This window comes from Actinomycetospora sp. ABD4_176, from assembly GCF_056311855.1.
The window spans coordinates 825088-841332 of record NZ_CM149974.1 but is presented as its reverse complement, the minus strand read 5'-3'; the positions used below and the strand labels follow the sequence as shown (position 1 = coordinate 841332).

The 16245-nt window shown below is 76.4% G+C and carries 24 protein-coding genes; 6 read left to right on the top strand and 18 right to left on the bottom strand.

Features of this window, described 5'->3' with window-relative positions; all coding sequences use genetic code 11:
* Nucleotides 1–203 precede the first annotated feature (203 nt).
* From ACYX4T_RS04090 to ACYX4T_RS04065, 6 genes are all read right to left on the bottom strand, one after another.
* Nucleotides 204–671, bottom strand: coding sequence for a universal stress protein (locus tag ACYX4T_RS04090; RefSeq protein WP_476013302.1), 468 nt, complete (start codon nt 669–671; stop codon nt 204–206).
* Entirely contained in the window at nt 668–1162 is a 495-nt protein-coding gene (locus tag ACYX4T_RS04085) for a universal stress protein (protein ID WP_476013301.1), read from the bottom strand. Before ACYX4T_RS04085 ends, ACYX4T_RS04090 begins: the two co-directional genes overlap by 4 nt.
* On the bottom strand, nt 1155–2102 hold the full coding sequence (locus ACYX4T_RS04080; RefSeq protein ID WP_476013300.1) for a universal stress protein: 948 nt from the start codon (nt 2100–2102) through the stop codon (nt 1155–1157). The genes ACYX4T_RS04085 and ACYX4T_RS04080 overlap by 8 nt, the downstream gene beginning before the upstream one ends.
* Nucleotides 2103–2110: 8 nt before the next feature.
* A complete protein-coding gene (locus tag ACYX4T_RS04075) occupies nt 2111–2551 on the bottom strand; it encodes a CBS domain-containing protein (RefSeq protein ID WP_476013299.1) in 441 nt (146 codons plus the stop codon).
* A gap of 10 nt (nt 2552–2561) precedes the next feature.
* Nucleotides 2562–3041 (bottom strand): universal stress protein, encoded by a 480-nt coding sequence (locus ACYX4T_RS04070; protein ID WP_476013298.1) that lies wholly within the window; start codon nt 3039–3041, stop codon nt 2562–2564.
* Between the two features lie 126 nt (nt 3042–3167).
* Nucleotides 3168–3596, bottom strand: coding sequence for a CBS domain-containing protein (locus ACYX4T_RS04065; RefSeq protein WP_476013297.1), 429 nt, complete (start codon nt 3594–3596; stop codon nt 3168–3170).
* Nucleotides 3597–3742: 146 nt separating this feature from the next.
* Here ACYX4T_RS04065 and ACYX4T_RS04060 point away from each other — a divergent pair, with 146 nt between their 5' ends.
* The 6 genes from ACYX4T_RS04060 to ACYX4T_RS04035 all read left to right on the top strand — a co-directional run bounded on the left by ACYX4T_RS04060 (nt 3743) and on the right by ACYX4T_RS04035 (nt 8791).
* Nucleotides 3743–4537 carry a GntR family transcriptional regulator gene (locus tag ACYX4T_RS04060; RefSeq protein WP_476013296.1) on the top strand — a complete coding sequence of 265 codons (795 nt, stop codon included), beginning with the start codon at nt 3743–3745 and terminating at the stop codon, nt 4535–4537.
* A gap of 147 nt (nt 4538–4684) precedes the next feature.
* A complete protein-coding gene (locus ACYX4T_RS04055; protein ID WP_476013295.1) occupies nt 4685–6046 on the top strand; it encodes an MBL fold metallo-hydrolase in 1362 nt (453 codons plus the stop codon).
* A 9-nt stretch (nt 6047–6055) separates the two neighbouring features.
* Nucleotides 6056–6877 carry a sulfite exporter TauE/SafE family protein gene (locus ACYX4T_RS04050; protein ID WP_476013294.1) on the top strand — a complete coding sequence of 274 codons (822 nt, stop codon included), beginning with the start codon at nt 6056–6058 and terminating at the stop codon, nt 6875–6877.
* A 165-nt stretch (nt 6878–7042) separates the two neighbouring features.
* Entirely contained in the window at nt 7043–7732 is a 690-nt protein-coding gene (locus ACYX4T_RS04045) for an OBAP family protein (RefSeq protein WP_476013293.1), read from the top strand.
* Between the two features lie 108 nt (nt 7733–7840).
* Nucleotides 7841–8155, top strand: a complete 315-nt coding sequence (locus tag ACYX4T_RS04040) for a rhodanese-like domain-containing protein (RefSeq protein ID WP_476013292.1) — start codon at nt 7841–7843, stop codon at nt 8153–8155.
* Between the two features lie 66 nt (nt 8156–8221).
* A complete protein-coding gene (locus ACYX4T_RS04035) occupies nt 8222–8791 on the top strand; it encodes a rhodanese-like domain-containing protein (protein ID WP_476013291.1) in 570 nt (189 codons plus the stop codon).
* A gap of 55 nt (nt 8792–8846) precedes the next feature.
* Here ACYX4T_RS04035 and ACYX4T_RS04030 read toward each other — a convergent pair whose 3' ends face one another.
* From ACYX4T_RS04030 to ACYX4T_RS03975, 12 genes are all read right to left on the bottom strand, one after another.
* Complete coding sequence (locus tag ACYX4T_RS04030; RefSeq protein ID WP_476013290.1) at nt 8847–9356, bottom strand: universal stress protein; 510 nt, start codon at nt 9354–9356, stop codon at nt 8847–8849.
* A 40-nt stretch (nt 9357–9396) separates the two neighbouring features.
* Nucleotides 9397–9873 carry a universal stress protein gene (locus ACYX4T_RS04025; RefSeq protein WP_476013289.1) on the bottom strand — a complete coding sequence of 159 codons (477 nt, stop codon included), beginning with the start codon at nt 9871–9873 and terminating at the stop codon, nt 9397–9399.
* 165 nt (nt 9874–10038) lie between these two features.
* Complete coding sequence (locus ACYX4T_RS04020; protein ID WP_476013288.1) at nt 10039–11037, bottom strand: zinc-binding alcohol dehydrogenase family protein; 999 nt, start codon at nt 11035–11037, stop codon at nt 10039–10041.
* Between the two features lie 220 nt (nt 11038–11257).
* Nucleotides 11258–11899, bottom strand: coding sequence for a response regulator transcription factor (locus ACYX4T_RS04015; protein ID WP_476013287.1), 642 nt, complete (start codon nt 11897–11899; stop codon nt 11258–11260).
* Entirely contained in the window at nt 11896–12036 is a 141-nt protein-coding gene (locus tag ACYX4T_RS04010; protein WP_476013286.1) for a hypothetical protein, read from the bottom strand. Before ACYX4T_RS04010 ends, ACYX4T_RS04015 begins: the two co-directional genes overlap by 4 nt.
* Before the next feature lie 107 nt (nt 12037–12143).
* A complete protein-coding gene (locus ACYX4T_RS04005; protein ID WP_476013285.1) occupies nt 12144–12818 on the bottom strand; it encodes a universal stress protein in 675 nt (224 codons plus the stop codon).
* Nucleotides 12815–12985 (bottom strand): hypothetical protein, encoded by a 171-nt coding sequence (locus tag ACYX4T_RS04000; RefSeq protein WP_476013284.1) that lies wholly within the window; start codon nt 12983–12985, stop codon nt 12815–12817. The genes ACYX4T_RS04005 and ACYX4T_RS04000 overlap by 4 nt, the downstream gene beginning before the upstream one ends.
* Before the next feature lie 522 nt (nt 12986–13507).
* Entirely contained in the window at nt 13508–13690 is a 183-nt protein-coding gene (locus ACYX4T_RS03995) for a hypothetical protein (protein ID WP_476013283.1), read from the bottom strand.
* On the bottom strand, nt 13687–14151 hold the full coding sequence (locus tag ACYX4T_RS03990) for a universal stress protein (protein WP_476013282.1): 465 nt from the start codon (nt 14149–14151) through the stop codon (nt 13687–13689). The genes ACYX4T_RS03995 and ACYX4T_RS03990 overlap by 4 nt, the downstream gene beginning before the upstream one ends.
* On the bottom strand, nt 14148–14495 hold the full coding sequence (locus tag ACYX4T_RS03985; RefSeq protein WP_476013281.1) for a hypothetical protein: 348 nt from the start codon (nt 14493–14495) through the stop codon (nt 14148–14150). Before ACYX4T_RS03985 ends, ACYX4T_RS03990 begins: the two co-directional genes overlap by 4 nt.
* A gap of 98 nt (nt 14496–14593) precedes the next feature.
* A complete protein-coding gene (locus ACYX4T_RS03980) occupies nt 14594–15580 on the bottom strand; it encodes an adenine nucleotide alpha hydrolase family protein (RefSeq protein WP_476013280.1) in 987 nt (328 codons plus the stop codon).
* 35 nt (nt 15581–15615) lie between these two features.
* Nucleotides 15616–16137 (bottom strand): HdeD family acid-resistance protein, encoded by a 522-nt coding sequence (locus tag ACYX4T_RS03975; protein ID WP_476013279.1) that lies wholly within the window; start codon nt 16135–16137, stop codon nt 15616–15618.
* Nucleotides 16138–16245: the final 108 nt, after the last annotated feature.

The window sequence follows — 16245 nt, the reverse complement described above, 5'->3', positions numbered from 1 at the left end:
CTGCCGGTCGGGTTCTTCGGCGTGCGCCCTACGAGCTGTCGGTGCAGACCACGTACTGGGGCACGCGCCCCGAGCTGGTCGAGGTGCTCGACCTCGCCGCCCGCGGCCTGCTCCGCACCGAGGTCACGACGTATCCCCTCGACGGTGCCCTCGACGCCTACCGGGCGCTGGAGCGGGGCGCGATCACCGGCGCACCCGGCGGGTCAGGTGGGTGCCGGCACCACCGTCACCGGGCAGCGGGCCCGCAGTACGCAGCCCAGGGCGACGGGCCCGGTGAGGCGGCCGTGGCGCGCTCCCCGCCCCCGGTGCCCGACGACCAGGAGATCCGCGTCGGCCGCGACGTCGACGAGGACGTCCGCGGGCGGGCCTGCGACGCCCACGACCTCGATCCCGCCCTCGGCCGGTGGCTCGCCGGCCGCCGCCCGCTCGGCGACGACCTCGTCCACCAGCGCCCGGGCCCGCGTCGTCGCCCCGTTGCCCGGGTCGGGCGTGGGCGGGCGATGGTCGAGGGCGAACAGGTCGGCCCAGTAGTCCACGGGCAGGTAGGAGACGACGACCCGCACGCCGGCGCCGCGCCGCGCCGCCTCGCCCAGGGCGTGGTGCAGGGCGGTACGGGACCCCTCGGAGCCGTCGACCCCCACGACGACGGCGTGGTCCTCCGTCACCGTCACGTGCCGGCCGCCACGCCGCTGCGGGCGCGCTCGGCGCCGTCGCCGGTGAGGGCGGCCCGCACGACCGTGACCGGGCACGGGGCGTGGAGGACGCAGCCCAGTCCGACGGACCCGAGCAGGGCCGAGCGGAACGCCCCGCGGCCCCGGTGGCCGACCACGAGCAGGTCGGCGCCGCGCGCGGCGGCGACCAGGACGGGCGTCGGGCGGCCGAGCCGCGCGACGACGTCGACGGACACGTCCGCGTCGTCCGCGACGACATCCCGCGCATGCTCCCGGGCGCGACGCTCGGTGCTCTCCCGCACCTCCTCGGGGTTGACGGGCAGCGACTCCACGTCGATCGCGGTGAGCGCCGGGACGTCGCACGCGGCGACCGCGAGGACGCGGCCGTGCCGGCGGCGGGCCTCCGCCACCGCGTGGTGCAGCGCCGCGTCGGCGTCGGGCGACCCGTCCACGCCGACGACGACCAGCGGGGCCGTCGTGTCGTCATCCATCGTCGTGTCCTCCGTCGGGATCAGCAGGGCCGGGGTCGGGATCGGGCGGGACGACCGCCACCGGGCACGGGGCGCGCAGCACGGTGCCGTGGGCGACCGAGCCGAGCAGCCAGCGCGCGAGGGCGCCGTGGCCGGTGCGCCCGACCACCACCACGGCCGCGCCCAGCTGCTCGGCGACGTCGATCACCGCCACGGTCGGGTCCTCGGCCCGCACGACGGCGTCGACGTGCGGGACGGGCCGGTGGCGCGCCTGCTCCTTCACGATCTCCTGCACGAACCGTTCGACGCGGGGGCGCAGCGCGTCGCGCACGCCGGCCAGGGTGGGACCCGCCAGCGGGCGGAACCCCACGGTCGTCGGGGGCGGCGCGACGCCGGTGACCGCGAGGACGCGGGTCTCCCGGCGCACGCCCTCGTCGAGCGCGAAGCGCAGCGCGGCCGCCGACCCGGGTGACCGGTCCACGCCGACGACGACGGCTCCGTCGGGCCCCGGCGCGCGGGGCCGCACCACGAGCACCGGGCACGGGGCGAGCGCGAGCACCCGCAGACCGGTCGACCCGAGGACGGCGCTGCCCAGCGGACCCCGCCCGCGGTGGCCGACCACGAGCAGCGGGGCCCCGCCGGCCGCCTCGGCGAGCACCGGCGCGGGCGAGCCCGGCAGCGCGCGGACCGCGAGCGGGACCTCCCGCAGTTCGGCGGACAGCGGCGTCCGGGCCTCGTCGGCGAAGCGCTGCGCCTGCTCGTGGACCGCCGCGGCCATCCGGTCCGGCTCCGGGAGGTCGTCGACGTCCTCGCCGTCCGCCCAGGAACCGGCCGCCGGGAAGGCGGTCACGGCGGTGACGGGCTCGTGCCGTCGCCGGCCCTCCGCGAGGGCCTCCGCCAGCGCCGCCGCGGCGGCGGGCGAGCCGTCGAGGCCCACGACCACGCCCCGGGTCGGCGTCACGGTCGGCGTCACGGTCGCCGCCCGTCGTCGAGCAGCGCGGCCAGCAGCCCGCGGGTGGTCACCACCTGCCACGTCGTCTCGGGTCGCGGACGGACGGGCAGTGCGGGCAGACCCGTCCCGAGGAGGCGCCGGCCGGCGTGGCGCACCGAGTCCTCCGCGTCCAGCGTCTCGACCCCGCAGGGGCGGTCGAGGACGTCGCGCACGGTGGTCCGGTGCTGGACGAGCGGTCCGCCGGCCGGCCAGCGCTCGGCGAGCCCGCCGGCGGTGACGACGGCGATCGGCATCCCGTCGCGCACGACGACGCCGCACGCGTCGGGATCGCGGTGGAGGCGCGCCCAGGCCTGCGGCAGGGGCGTCGACTCGGTGATCAGCGTGGCCGAGCGGGCGATGGGGTCCACCGGACCGTCGAGGTCGACCGCCACCGCCTCGTCGAGGGTCGAGGTGGACACGCCGGGCCCCTCAGGCCGCGACCGGCTCGGGGACGACGGTCACCGGGCAGCTCGCGTGGAGCACGCAGCCCAGACCGACCGAGCCCAGCATCATGCTGCCGAAGGCGCCCCGGCCGCGGTGACCGACGACGAGCTCGTCGGCGCCCCGGGCGAGGTCGACCAGCACCTCGGCCGGCCGCCCCGGCGCGACCTCGACGGTCACCTCGGGCAGCGCCGCGTCCCACTCCGTCTCCTCCAGGACGTCGTCGACCATGGCCCGGGCCGCGCGCAGCTCCTCGTCGCGCAGCGCGTCGGGGTCGGGCATCGGGAGCGCCGACGCCGGGCCGTAGCCCCAGGCCGCCCACATCTCCGGCGGCTCGTAGACGGCCACGGCACGCACCCGTCCGCCACGGCGCGCCGCGGTGCGGATGGCCTCCTGCAGCGCGAGCCGCGATCCGTGCGACCCGTCGATCCCGCAGACGATGACGCCGGCCTGACCGTTGTCGGTCATGTCTTCCCTCCCTCGGTGCGGCCTCGTGCCGCGGGTCCACCGTCGCGTGGACGGCACCGGGGGAGGCAGAGCCGGACGGTCCGCGGTCCGTCCCGTCGCGAGGGGTCGAAGGTCCCGCGTCGCGGGTCAGGACTGCTCGAGCAGGAAGCCGACGAGGTCGCGCATCGACACGATCCCGGTGATCGGGCCGGCCGCCGGGTCCTCCCCCTCGCCGCCGCGGACCAGGACGTGGCGGACCGCGGCGTCGGTCATGAGGCGTGCGACGTCGAGGACCGCGGTGTCCTCGCCGGTGGACACCAGGTCGACGGTCATGAGCTCGGTGGCCTGGGTGCCGAGGTCGCCGCCGCCGGCGATCACGGCGACGAGGTCGCGCTCGGAGACGACACCGACCGGCTCGTGCCCGTGCACCACGAGCACCACGCCGATCTCGTCCATCGCGAGCTCCTCGGCCACCTCCTGCAGCGTGGCGTCGGGCGGGACGGTGGCGAGGTCGCGCTGCGCCACCTGACGGATCGGGGTGGTCGCCCGCTCGGGACGGGTGACGGTCGGGCCCATGGCTCCTCCTCGGGGTGCTCGGGCCCGAGGCTCGCGGCGCTGCCGGCACGCCGGCAGGGACGACGGTCCGCCTGCTTCGGGACCTCCGTCGCCCTCACCGTCGTGGACGTCCCCGTACCCCAATGTCTCGACGTTAGGCTGGGGCGGTGCCGAAGCGCGCCGTGGACCGCCAGAGCCCCGTCCCCCTGTGGTCCCAGGTCCAGGACGACCTGCGCCGGCGCCTGACCGAGGGCGAGTTCGACACGGCGTTCCCGGGCGAGAACGCGCTCGTCACCGACTACGACGTCAGCCGCAACACCGTGCGCGAGGCGCTGCGGGGGCTGCGGGCCGAAGGTCTGGTCACGGCCGAGCGGGGACGGGCCCCGCGGGTGCGCCGCGCGGAGATCGAGCAGCCCGTCGGCACGCTCTACAGCCTGTTCGCCTCCGTGGAGGCCGCGGGGCTGACGCAGCGCTCCGAGGTGCGGGTGCTCGACGTGCGGGCCGACGGCGTGGTGGCGGCCCACCTCGGGCTCGAGGAGTCGACCCCGCTCGTGCACCTCGAGCGCCTGCGCCGGGCGGGCGACGCGCCGCTGGCCGTGGACCGCGTGTGGCTGCCGGCCGCGGTCGCCGCCCCGATCCTCGACGCCGACTTCACCCACACCTCGCTCTACACCGAGCTCGCCGCACGGACCGGCACCCGCCTGGAGTCGGGTCACGAGCGGATCAGCGCCCAGGTCCCGACCGCGGGCGAACGGAAGCTGCTCGAGTGCGGCGTGGACGTCGCGGTCTTCGTCATCGAGCGCACCGGCATCGCCCAGGGGCGACCGCTCGAGTGGCGCCAGACGGTCGTGCGCGGCGACCGCTTCGCCCTCGACGCCCGCTTCTCCGCCCGCGGTCTCCACCTCGGCGTGGCCCCGCCCCCGCCGCGCCCCCCGGCGATGCCCACGGCCGCCGGGACCTGAGTCCGGCACGAGGACGGCCCTTCCGCGGTCCGGTCGGGAGCGCTCCGCGCGAGACCGTCGCGCCGCGGGACACCACGCCGAGACCTCGGTTGACGCCTCACTCGAACTCTCCTAATGTTGGGACATACCAACGACGAGGGAGGTTCCGTGCACGTCGAGGTCATCGCCACCGAGGCCCTCGGAGACCGCAGCTACGTGGTGCACGACGGCGAGATCGCCCTCGTCGTCGACCCGCAGCGCGACCTCGACCGCGTCCACGCGGTCCTGGCCGAGCAGGGGGTGCGGGTCGGCGCGGTCGCCGAGACCCACATCCACAACGACTACGTCACCGGCGGCCACGCGCTCGCCGCGCAGATCGGGGTCGACTACCTCGTCAACGCCGAGGACCCCGTGGCCTTCGACCGCCGTGGGGTCGCCGACGGCGACGAGATCGCGGTGGGGAGCCTGCGCGTGCGGCCGGTCGCCACACCGGGGCACACCGTCACGCACCTGTCCTACGTCGTCGACGACACCGCGGCACCCGACGAGCCGGCCGCGGTCTTCACCGGCGGCTCGCTGCTGTTCGGCAGCGTCGGGCGCACCGACCTCGTCGACGCCGCCCGCACGATCGAGCTGACCCACCACCAGTACCGGTCGGCCCAGCGGCTCGCCCAGCTGCCCGACGAGACCCGCGTCTTCCCCACGCACGGCTTCGGCAGCTTCTGTTCCTCGGGCGGTGCGACGGGCGCCGACTCCAGCACGATCGGCGCCGAGCGCGCCGCCAACGACGCCCTGCTCGCCGCCGACGAGGACAGCTTCGTCGCGACGCTCGTCGCGAACCTGACCGCCTACCCTCGCTACTACGCGCACATGGGCCCGCGGAACCTGGCCGGACCGGACGCCGCCGACCTCTCGCCCGTGGCCGCGGTCGACCCGGACGAGCTGCGCAAGCGCATCGCCGACGGCGAGTGGGTCGTCGATCTGCGCGACCGCACCGCCTACGCGGCGGAGCACGTCGCGGGCACGGTCGGCATCGCGCTCGGCGGCCAGTTCTCGACCTACCTGGGCTGGCTGCTGCCCTGGGGCACGCCGGTCACGCTGATCGGGGACACCGCCGACGACGTCGCCGAGGCCCAGCGGCAGATGGCCCGCATCGGTATCGACCGCCCGGCGGGGGCGGCGGTCGGCACCCCGGCCGAGCTGGCCCCCTCGGGCGACCTCCGCCACTACCCCACCGCCACCTTCGCCGACGTGGCGGCCCGGTCCGGGGCCGAGGCCGACGAGCCCGTCCTCGACGTCCGTCGTGACGACGAGCGCGCGCAGGGCGGCATCCCCGACGCCGCGCACCTCCCCCTGCAGGACCTGCTGACCCGCCTCGACGAGCTGCCGGACGGGCGGCTGTGGGTGCACTGCGCCTCGGGCTTCCGGTCCAGCATCGCCGCGAGCCTGCTCGACCGCGTGGGACGCGACGTCGTCCTCGTGGACGACGAGTACTCCCGGGCGGTCGAGCTCGGTCTCGCGACCGGCTGACCGGTCGCCGTGACGCTCGCGCTCGAGATCGGCATCGGTCTCGCCATCGGGCTCGTGGTCGGAGCGCTGGGTGGCGGGGGCGGCGTGCTCACCGTGCCCGCCCTCGTCTACCTGCTCGGGGCGTCGACCCACGAGGCCGCCACGGCATCACTGGTGATCGTCGGCATCGCCGCCCTCACCGGGCTCCCCGCACACGCCCTGCGCGGCCACGTCCGCTGGCGCGCCGGGCTCGCCTTCGCGGCGGTCGGCACCGGATCGGCCGTCGCCGGCACCGTCCTCGCCCGCGACCTCGACCCGGCGGCGCTGCTGCTCGCCTTCGCCGGGGTCATCACGGTGGCCGCCGTGCTGATGATCCGCGACGCCCGCCGTGGCGAGGACGAGGACGAGGACGACGACGACGACGCGGGGTCCCCCCGCACCGACCCGCGGGCTCCCGCGCGGCAGCGCTCCCGCGTGCTCCGTGCGGCGCTGGTGGTCCTCGGCGGCCTGGCGGTCGGCCTCATGACCGGCCTGTTCGGCGTGGGCGGCGGCTTCCTCGCCGTCCCCGTCCTCATGCTGGTGATGCGGTGGCCGGCCCGTGCGGCGATCGGCACGTCGCTGCTGGTCATCGTGATCAACTCGGTGGGCGCGCTGGTCCCCCGGCTCGGCACGGAGTCCCTCGACGCCCGCGTCGTCGTCCCGGTGACCGCTGCGGCCGTCGCGGGCACCCTGCTGGGCAAGCTCGTCGCCGACCGCGTCTCCACACCGTCCCTGAGCCGCGTCTTCGCCGCGCTGCTGCTGCTGCTCGCCGCGTACACCGCTGTGCGGTCCGGCATCACGCTCGCCGCCTGACGACGGCGTGTCGGCCCGCCGTGGCGCGGTTTCGATGTCCTTCCGGCCCGGGCAGCCGCCCCCATGTCAGCTGCGCATGATGGAACGGATTCGCTCCCGCGGGGTCGAGGCCTCGCCTCGACCATCGGTGTCGGCGTCGCCTCCGGGCTCGCCACCGCGGCCGGCGTGCTCGCCGCCCGGAAGGCGGCCACCATCGCGAAGATCAGCCAGGGACATCCCCTGAAGCACCGGGTGCTCGACGCCGCGGCCGGCACGATCCAGCCGAAGTACCCGCTCGACGCGATGAGCACGTACCTCAACGGCTTCCACATGTACGCCGACGACATGGGACGCCAGGTGGAGGCGTCGCACTTCTGCATCCACCTGCAGCCCGACCTGCACCAGTGCGTGATCTTCGACCGGAACGCCACCGACGCCCGTCTGATCGGGATCGAGTACATCATCAGCGCAGACCGTTTCCGGAGCCTGCCCGAGGACGAGAAGCGGCTCTGGCACAGCCATCACTACGAGGTCAAGTCCGGCGTCCTGGTCACCCCGGGGGTCCCGGAGCTCGCGTCCCGCGCCTACTTCGAGGATCTCGTGACGACCTACGGGAAGACCTTCCACACCTGGCAGTACGACCGCGACGACTTCCCCTACGGCGTCCCGCAGCTGATGATGGCCTTCACCCGGGACGGGCAGGCCGACGAGGCGCAGATCGCCGAGCGGGACCGGCGGGTCGGCGTCTCGAGCTCGCAGACCCGGCAGCGCCGTGCCGACATCCCCACCCCGGACGTGCTCCCGGGCGCGAACCCGTGGGAGAGCGGCCGCACCGTGCAGACCACCGTGGAGGAGCGGCCGTTCCACCGCCCGTGACCCCGTGATCCCGTCGCACCGGAGTGGCGCCCCCCACCCGGACCCCGTCGTCCCGCCGGCTTGAATGACGGTATGTTGGTACTTGTTCAGCGCGACGAGAGGACGGCGATGGCGAACGTGCGCGAGACCTCGGTCGACGAGTTGGCGGCGTCCGGCTGGGCGCCGGGCCGCCTGGTGGACGTCCGGTCCACCGAGGAGTTCGAGGCCGGCCACGTCCCCGGGGCACACCACGTTCCCCTCGAGGACGTGCTGGCGGACCCCGCGCGCTTCGGCCCGGAGCCGGTGCAGATCATCTGCCGCTCGGGCGGCCGGAGCGCCACGGCAGCCGAAGCCGTCGAGCAGGCCGGGACCCCGGCGGTCTCCGTCGCGGGCGGGACAGCCGCCTGGATCGAGTCCGGCCGCGCCGTCGACACCTCGCACTGACGACCCTCGACGACCCTCGACGACCCCCGACGACCCCCGACCGCTCCCGACCGACCCGGAGGCCCCGTGAGCACCGCGACCCGCCCCCTTCTCGACACCGCCGCCGTGCGCGCGCTGCTCGCGTCGCACCCTGGCACGCGCCTCATCGACGTGCGCAGCCCCGGCGAGTTCGCCGCCGCGCACATCCCGGGCTCCTACAACGTCCCCCTCGACCTGCTGCGCGAGCACCGCGACGAGCTCCGCGCGGAGCACGACGACCCGGTGGTGCTCGTCTGCGCCTCGGGCGCGCGGGCCGAGCAGGCCCGCGGCGTCCTCGACCGCACCGGCATGGAACGGCTCGAAGTGCTGCGGGGCGGCGTCACCGACTGGCAGCGCGACGGCGGCCCGATCCGCGAGGGTGCGGGCACGTGGGCCATGGAGCGGCAGGTGCGGCTCACCGCCGGGTCGCTCGTGCTCGCCGGCGTGCTGGGGAGCCTGCGCTACCGACCCCTCGTCGCCCTCGCCGGCGTGATCGGCGCCGGCCTCACGTTCTCCGCCGTGACCGACACCTGCGGCATGGCGCGGCTGCTGGCCCTGCTGCCCCACAACCGCCGAGGCGCCCCGGACCCGGCGTCCGCCCTGGCCGCGCTGGCCTGAGCGACGGCGCCCCGTGCCCGGGGACGCGGTGACTCACACCTGACTCACACCCGACTCACACCCGCGCCGCGGGTCCGCCCGCGCCGGCCGGCTCCGACGTCTCCTGCCCGGGCGACGGTGGCACGACGACGACCGGACAGGCGGTGTGCAGCACGCAGCCCAGGCTCACGGAGCCGAGCATCGTGCTGCGCAGCCCGCCACGGCCACGGTGTCCGACCACGAGCAGGTCGGCGTCCCGGGCCGCCTCGACGAGGACCGGCGCCGCCCGACCGGCCACCGCCTCCACCGAGATCGGTACCGCGCGCAGGTGCTCCGGGAGGCGTGCGCGGACGTGCTCCACCTCGGCGTTCATCTGATCCCGCCTCCCGGCGCGGACCACGTCGGTGTCGGGCACGGGCTCGATGCCGGCGGCGAAGGCCCAGACCTCGGGGGGCTCGAGAGCGGTGATCACCCGCACCTGCGCGCCCCGGAGCGCGGCCTCCTCGACCGCGAACCGCAGCGCCGTCTCCGCCTGCGGCGACCCGTCCAGGCCGACCACCACGGTCGTGCGTCCCTGCTGCTCCATCACTCCTCCTCGGCGTGTCTGCGCCCGTGGACGTCGACCGTCACCGGGTCCCGGCTGCGGCGTCGCTGCTCTCCGGCACGACCAGGACGGGGCAGGGCGCGTGCAGCACGCAGCTCAACGCGACCGAACCCAGCGCCACGCTGCGCAGGCCCCCGCGCCCCCGGTGCCCCACGACCAGCAGGTCGGCGCCCCGGGCCGCCTCCACGAGCACGTCGCCGGCACGCCCGACGCGGGCCCGGACCTCGACCGTCACCCCGGCCACCCCGGGGTCGTCGGCCATGACCCGGTCGACGCGGTCGCGGGTGTCCTGCTCGTGCGCGGCCTGGATCTTGGCCTCGTCGTGCATCGGCAGCCCGTAGAACTCCGACAGCGACATCTCCGGGCGCTCCCAGGCCGACACCGCCAGGAGCCGCCCGCCTCGACGCGCGACCTCCCGTAGGGCATACCGCAGGGCCGCGTCCCCGTGCGAGGTGCCGTCGGCACCGGCCACCACGAGGGGACCACTCTCCTCGGACATCGCGCCCTCCCGTCCACGTCGTCCCGACGCGGCTGCGCCGGAGCCGGGTCCGCACCCGGCGTACGCAGACTCCCCCACCCGACACCGCGACGACAGGGCCGAAGGGCCGCCCGACGGTCCCGACGGTCCGGTCCCGACGGCCCGGCTCCCGCCGGACCGCGACGGTCAGGGCACGAGGACCGCCGCGCCGGTGACGCGGTCCGCCGCGAGGTCGGCGAGCGCCGCCGCGGCGGCATCGAGGGGGTAGGGCACCGTCGTGACCTCGAGGTGGTGCTCGCCCGCGACGCGCAGGAACTCGCGGGCGTCGGCGCGGGTGTTCGACGTGACGCTGCGCAGCGAGCGTTCCTGGAACAGGTGGCGCTGGTAATCGAGCACCGGGACGTCGGTGACGTGGATGCCGGCGAGGGCGAGCGTGCCACCCCGGTCGAGGGCCTCGAGGGCGGGCGGCACCAGCTCGCCGGCCGGCGCGAAGAGGATCGCCGCGTCGAGGGGCTCCGGGGGCGGGTCGGCGGCACCCTGGGCGGAGGCCGCGCCGAGCCGCAGCGCGAGGTCCCGGGCGTCGGGACTGCGCGTCATGACGTGCACCGTCGCCCCCTGGGCCAGGGCGACCTGGCTCGCGAGATGGGCGCTGCCACCGAACCCGTAGACCCCCAGCCGCCCGCCCTCGGGCAGCTCGGCGCGGCGCAGGGCACGGAAGCCGATGATCCCGGCGCACAGCAGCGGGGCCAGCTCGGCGTCGCTGTAGCCGCCGGGCAGGGGGTGAGCGAAGTCGGCGGGCACGGTGGCGTACTCGGCGTAGCCGCCGTCGGCGTCCCACCCGGTGTAGAGCGAGGAGGGGCACAGGTTCTCGTCGCCGCGCCGGCAGTACCGGCAGGTACCGCAGGTGCGGCGCAGCCACGCGATGCCGACGCGGTCGCCGGCGGCGAAGCCCGCGACGGCCCCGCCGACCCGCTCGACGCGCCCGACGACCTCGTGGCCCGGAACCACCCCGGGTCGGCGGACCGGCAGGTCACCCTCGGCCACGTGCAGGTCCGTGCGGCACACCCCGCACGCCGAGACGGCGACGAGCAGCTCGTCGGGCCCGGGTTCGGGCACCGGCTCGTCCACCCGCTCGAGCGGTCCCCCGGCCGCCGGGCCCGGGCGCGTGACACGGAACGCGCGCATGCGCTCTCCTCCCCCGCTCGGTCGTCGGCACGGTCCGCGGCCGTCGACGACGACGGCCGGGGCTCGAGCACGGTTCCTCCTCGGCCAGTGGGACGCCCGGTGGGGCGACCTGGCGGTCAGCCCACCGCTCGCCGTGGCCCGGACCAGGAGCCGTTCGACCCGGGGGATCGCACCGAGGGACCCGACCGGGGTGGTCGGGCAGCCCCGTACGTCGTCACCGTCACCCGGTCTCCTCGCTCTTGACCTTGTTGGCCAGGACCGCCGCCTGCACCCGCCGCTGCATCCCCAGCTTGGAGAGCAGGGCCGACACGTAGTTCTTCACCGTCTTCTCCGCGAGGAACATCCGCTGGCCGATCTCCCGGTTGGTCAGCCCCTCGCCGATGTAGCCCAGCACCTCCCGCTCCTTGGCGGTCAGCTCCGCCAGCGGGTCCGGGGCCTCGGTGCGGGTGCGGAAGCGGTTCATCAGCGCCGACGCGGCGCGGCCGTCCAGCAGCGAGCGCCCGGAGCCCACCTCCCGCACCGCGTTGACGATGTCGTTGCCGCGCACGTCCTTGATGACGTAGCCCGACGCACCCGCCAGCACCGCGTCGAACATCGCCTGCTCGTCGGTGAACGAGGTCAGCATGAGGCAGGCCAGCTCCGGCATGCGGGAGCGCAGCTCCCGGCACAGCTCGATCCCGGTCCCGTCGGGCAGCCGGACGTCCAGCACGGCCACCTGCGGGCGCAGCGCCGGGATCCGCGCCAACGCCTCGGCCACCGACCCGGCGCCGCCCACGACCTCGAGGTCGTCCTGGGCGTCCAGCAGGTCGGCGACACCCCGCCGCACCACCTCGTGGTCGTCCACCAGGAACACCGTGATCACGGCACACTCCTCCACTGCAGCTCTGCGGGTTCCCGGGGACGTGACGACGGCCCGCGGTCGGTCAGCGGCGGGACCGGTGCCGGCCGGTCGAGCGGCGCGACGAGGTCCACGCCGCCCAGCATCGACGGTGCGGACATCCGCGGACAGGGTCGAACGTCCCGACGATCACGCCAGATCCAGAGGCACCTCCATCGTCATGCCTCCCTCGTCCGGCGCTCTCGACCGCCCCGCGGCGGCGCAGTGATCACCCCCGATCCGACCCGGTCGCCCCCACCACGTCGGCGCTCCCGGCGTCGTGCCGGCGGTCCGGCCGCTCGGCGAGCAGCACGGGAACCGCCGCGTGCCGGCTCACCCGGTGCGCGACGTCGCCGAGAAGGTGCCGGGTGCGACCGGCCCCGTGGCGCCCCAGCACGATGACGGCGGCTCCCCGAGCGGCGGCCACCGTCTCGACCCCCCGGGCGGGCTGGCCACAGACCACCTCGGTCTCCACCTGCTCCGCGCCGGGGCCGAACCAGGCGGCGCGGTCGGCCAGCAGTGCGCGGGCCTCCCGCCGTCGTCCGTCGTCCGCGTCGCCGGCCGCGTCCGGGTCCAGCACCGTCACCAGGACCATCGGCACCCGTGCCGGGTCGAACAGGCGGGCGGCCAGGCGGACGGCCCGGTCGGACCCGTGCGAGCCGTCGACGCCGACCACGACCGGCATCCCGGCCGCGCGGGGGTGCTCGTGGGCGAGGTCGACCACCGTCACGGACCGGTCCGCCCGCTCCGCGGCGATCGGGATGAAGAGAGGGCCGAGCACCGCCCCGATGAGGTACCAGCGCAGGTCGCGGTAGCCCTGGCGGCCCAGCAGGACCAGCGCGGCCAGCAGTCCGGTCGCCATCCACACGGCCACGACGACGACGGCGACCAGCGAGGTGGTCATGACGCGGGGGTGCGCGGGGCCGGCGAGGTGAGGGTCGGGCGGCCGCCGGAGGCGTTGGCGACGGCGTCGCCGATCGTGACGGGAGCGCTGTCGAGAACGGCGCCTGCGAGGGTCGCGCCGCCGTCCTGGTCCAAGGTCACCGTGACCGTCCAGCTGCTGATCGTCATAGCCCGACCCTGACCCGGGCGGGCTCCGGGGACAGGGGGCCGCCGGGCCGGCTCTCCGGGCCGAAGGTCCCGCGCTGCGCTCTGGTCGGGCCCGGGTCTCCTGCCGGCGCGCAGACCGTCCGGTCGCTCGGAACTCGCCGTGGCGCTCAGGCCGATGCCCGCAACCGCTGGCGGGCGAGCCGCTCGAGGAGCTCGGGCAGGGCGCCGGGCGGCACCGCTCGAGCTCCCGCCGGCACCGGAGCACCGTGGCCGACACGTCCGCGACGGGCCGGGCGGGGAACTCCGCGCGGAGCCGCGTGACGGTGTGCGGGACGGCGTCGTCGTCGCCGCCGGTGGGCTCGACGTCGTTGCCGGGCAGGGGCGTGGGGAGCGGCGGTCGAGCAGACATCGGGTCCTGTTCGTGTCGGGGCCGGTCCTGCCGACCGTGACGCGCCCCCGGTCCACGGGGCAGGGCCGAACGTCCCGACCAGGACGAACCCGACGCCGGTCGCTCGCGACCTCCCCGCGACCACCGTCGCGCCGTCACGCCGCCGGCGCGTCCTCGAACCGCTCGATCCGCGTCTTCCGCACCGGGACATCGCCGCCCGCCGGCGGGGCGGACCTGCCGCCGCGCGCGGAGGGGAGCCGGCGGTCGAGGGCGTCGAGCAGCGGCAGGACCATGAGGGCCGGCGGCAGGGCCACCGGGACCCAGAGCAGGCCGGTCACCGCACGGCCTGCGAGGTCGACGGGCTGGTGCCCACGACGACCACCGGGCACCGGGCGCGGCGGGCGCACCCGGCGGCGACGGAGGTCAGGCGCCCGTGGTCCGTGCCGTGTCCCACGACCAGCTGCTCGGCACCGGCGGACTCCCGGACGAGAACGTCGACGGGACGGCCGCCCACCGCGCGGACCGCGACCGGCACCGGAGGGACCCCGTCGCCGAGGACCTCCCCGACGAACGCCCGCAGCGTCGCCTCCTCCGCAGCCCGGACCCCGCGCTCGTCGGGGACGGGGAGCAGGTGTCCTCCGGGCAGCGAGGCGAGCGCGCCCCAGAAGTAGCCGACGGCGTCGTAGGCGGTCACGACGGTCACGCGCTCCCCGGTCGCGGAGGCCCGGCGCACGGCCTCGAGGAGGGCGCGCCGCGAGCTCGTCGAACCGTTGACGCCGCAAACGACGCCCCCGGTCACCGCCGACCTCCGGAGGGCATCGGAGCGGGCACCCCGCTGGGGCGGGGTTCCCAGTGCCGGAACGCGGCGTAGCCGCACCCCGCCGCCACGGCGACGGGCCAGCTCACGAGGCCGGTGACCGCGAGCGCGGCGACGCCGAGGTAGATCGGGACCGGGTTCGCCGGCAGACGGGCGCGCACCTGGTCGACGAGCGCCGCGCCGCGCCGCAGCTCCCGGTCGAGGACGTCGCCGACGTGGGCACCACCGGCGGTGGGGATCACGGGGCGGACCGCGGACCCGTCCGGCGGGGTGGCCTCCGGCGGGGTGGCCTCCGGCGGGGTCGTGGACTCCTCTGTCGTGGTCATGCCCGCGATGCTCGGCCGCCGACGCCCGCCGCAGGAGGGCCGTTGGTCCCCCGGAGCGGGGCGGACCTGCCCGGACGCCCCCGTCGGGGAGTTCCCGCTCAGCCCGGGACGGCGAGGTCCACACGCGCAGGTTTCGACCGCGGCCCGGGGATCGTCGCCCGCAACGTGACGGGCCCGGGCACCGCGGTGACGGGACAGGGGGCGACCCGCGCCAGGCGCAGCAGCGACGACGGCGACCACACGCCGGCCCGCGGCACGACGAGCTCGTCGGCGGCGAGGTCGCGGGCGGCGCCGAGGACCGCGCGCTGCGGGTCCTGGGGCCACCCGAGGACGTCGACGGTGACGCCGCCGCACCCCCCGTCACGGCGGAGGCGCTGGACGGCAGGCGTGACCACGGCGAGGGTCGCCTCCCGGACGGCGCGCACCTGCTCCTCGACCGTGGGCGAGGGCCGGTAGCCGCGCGGCCAGTCCCCGCGGACCGGCAGCGGGTGGAAGCCCGCCACCACCGTCACGCGGTCCCCGTCCCGGCCGCGCCGCACCACGTCCCCCACCGTCGTCGCCACGATCTCGGGGACCGAGGCCGCCGAGCCCGCCGCCGAGCCCGCCGCCGGGTCGACGCCGACGACGACGTGGCGGGCGCGAGCGGCGCGGACGGAAGGACCCACCACCGTGACCGGCCCCGGCGCACCGGCGAGCAGCGCCGCGACCGTCCGCCCGCGACGGACGGGCCGCCCCACGACGAGGGCGGCGCCGCCGCCCACCGCGGCGAGCAGCACGTCGCAGGCGCGACCCGGGCACCGGGACAGGGACACCGGCGGAGGAGCCGGAGCCCCGAGGACCTCCGCCGCCCGGGCGGCGGACCGCTCCGCCGCGGCCGGCTCGGTCTCCGCCAGCGCCTGGTCGGACCCGGCGGAGCAACCGGCCACGCTCCCCTCGACCTCGTGCCGGATCGCCCGGACCACACGCACGGCCCCGCCTGCGCGGACCGCGCTCGCCGCCGCCCAGCGCAGGGCCGACCAGGACGCGTCGTCGTCGGCGAGGCCGACCACGAGGTCCGGGGCCGCCGTCCCGTCCGTCACGGACATGGCGATCCCTCTCCGAGCGGGTACGAGGTGTGAGGTCAGGCCGTGACGGCGGACGGCCGCATCCGGCCGGCGACGAGGATCGTCGCGCCCTCGATCAGGACCTGGACGCCGATCAGGAGACCCAGCAGCGACGGCACCGCGATCGTGAGGTTGAACAGCACGATCAGTCCCAGAGCGATCGACAGGATGCCGCTGACGACGAGGACCACGCGGGCCGCGGGCACCTGCGTCGCGGCGAACAGCCGGGTGAGCCCGACGGCGAGGAAGAGCGCGCCGGCCAGCAGCGTGAGGCCCGCGGCACCCGCGAGCGGGTCCCGCACCATGATCACGCCGAGGACGATGAGCACGGCGCCGCCGAGCGCGGCCGACCACGAGACGCCCGACTCGCGGCGGAAGAACGCCCCCACGACGGCGACCACACCGGACCCGATCGCGATCCATCCGAGGAACAAGACGGACAGGAAGGTCGCGATCACCGCGTTGCCCAGCACGAACAGCCCGGCCAGCAGCAGCAGGATCCCGAGCACCACGTCCCAGCCGGTCCTGCGTCGTTCCATGACGGTCGCCATGATCGTGCTCCTTCCACCTCGAGGTGGGGCGACCGTCGCTCCGCGCGGCCGTGCCCGGTAGGGGCCCAGGTCCCGGAGGCGGCGGGGCGATCGTCC

What these genes read in the sequence shown, in the direction of transcription:
- ACYX4T_RS04085 (WP_476013301.1), bottom strand. Translation starts at nt 1,162, where the DNA reads ATGGATGACGACACGACGGCCCCGCTGGTCGTCGTCGGCGTGGACGGG.
- ACYX4T_RS04070 (WP_476013298.1), bottom strand. Translation starts at nt 3,041, where the DNA reads ATGACCGACAACGGTCAGGCCGGCGTCATCGTCTGCGGGATCGACGGG.
- ACYX4T_RS04065 (WP_476013297.1), bottom strand. Translation starts at nt 3,596, where the DNA reads ATGGGCCCGACCGTCACCCGTCCCGAGCGGGCGACCACCCCGATCCGT.
- ACYX4T_RS04040 (WP_476013292.1), top strand. Translation starts at nt 7,841, where the DNA reads ATGGCGAACGTGCGCGAGACCTCGGTCGACGAGTTGGCGGCGTCCGGC.
- ACYX4T_RS04030 (WP_476013290.1), bottom strand. Translation starts at nt 9,356, where the DNA reads ATGGAGCAGCAGGGACGCACGACCGTGGTGGTCGGCCTGGACGGGTCG.
- ACYX4T_RS04025 (WP_476013289.1), bottom strand. Translation starts at nt 9,873, where the DNA reads ATGTCCGAGGAGAGTGGTCCCCTCGTGGTGGCCGGTGCCGACGGCACC.
- ACYX4T_RS04020 (WP_476013288.1), bottom strand. Translation starts at nt 11,037, where the DNA reads ATGCGCGCGTTCCGTGTCACGCGCCCGGGCCCGGCGGCCGGGGGACCG.
- ACYX4T_RS04010 (WP_476013286.1), bottom strand. Translation starts at nt 12,036, where the DNA reads ATGTCCGCACCGTCGATGCTGGGCGGCGTGGACCTCGTCGCGCCGCTC.
- ACYX4T_RS04005 (WP_476013285.1), bottom strand. Translation starts at nt 12,818, where the DNA reads ATGACCACCTCGCTGGTCGCCGTCGTCGTCGTGGCCGTGTGGATGGCG.
- ACYX4T_RS04000 (WP_476013284.1), bottom strand. Translation starts at nt 12,985, where the DNA reads ATGACGATCAGCAGCTGGACGGTCACGGTGACCTTGGACCAGGACGGC.
- ACYX4T_RS03985 (WP_476013281.1), bottom strand. Translation starts at nt 14,495, where the DNA reads ATGACCACGACAGAGGAGTCCACGACCCCGCCGGAGGCCACCCCGCCG.
- ACYX4T_RS03980 (WP_476013280.1), bottom strand. Translation starts at nt 15,580, where the DNA reads ATGTCCGTGACGGACGGGACGGCGGCCCCGGACCTCGTGGTCGGCCTC.
- ACYX4T_RS03975 (WP_476013279.1), bottom strand. Translation starts at nt 16,137, where the DNA reads ATGGAACGACGCAGGACCGGCTGGGACGTGGTGCTCGGGATCCTGCTG.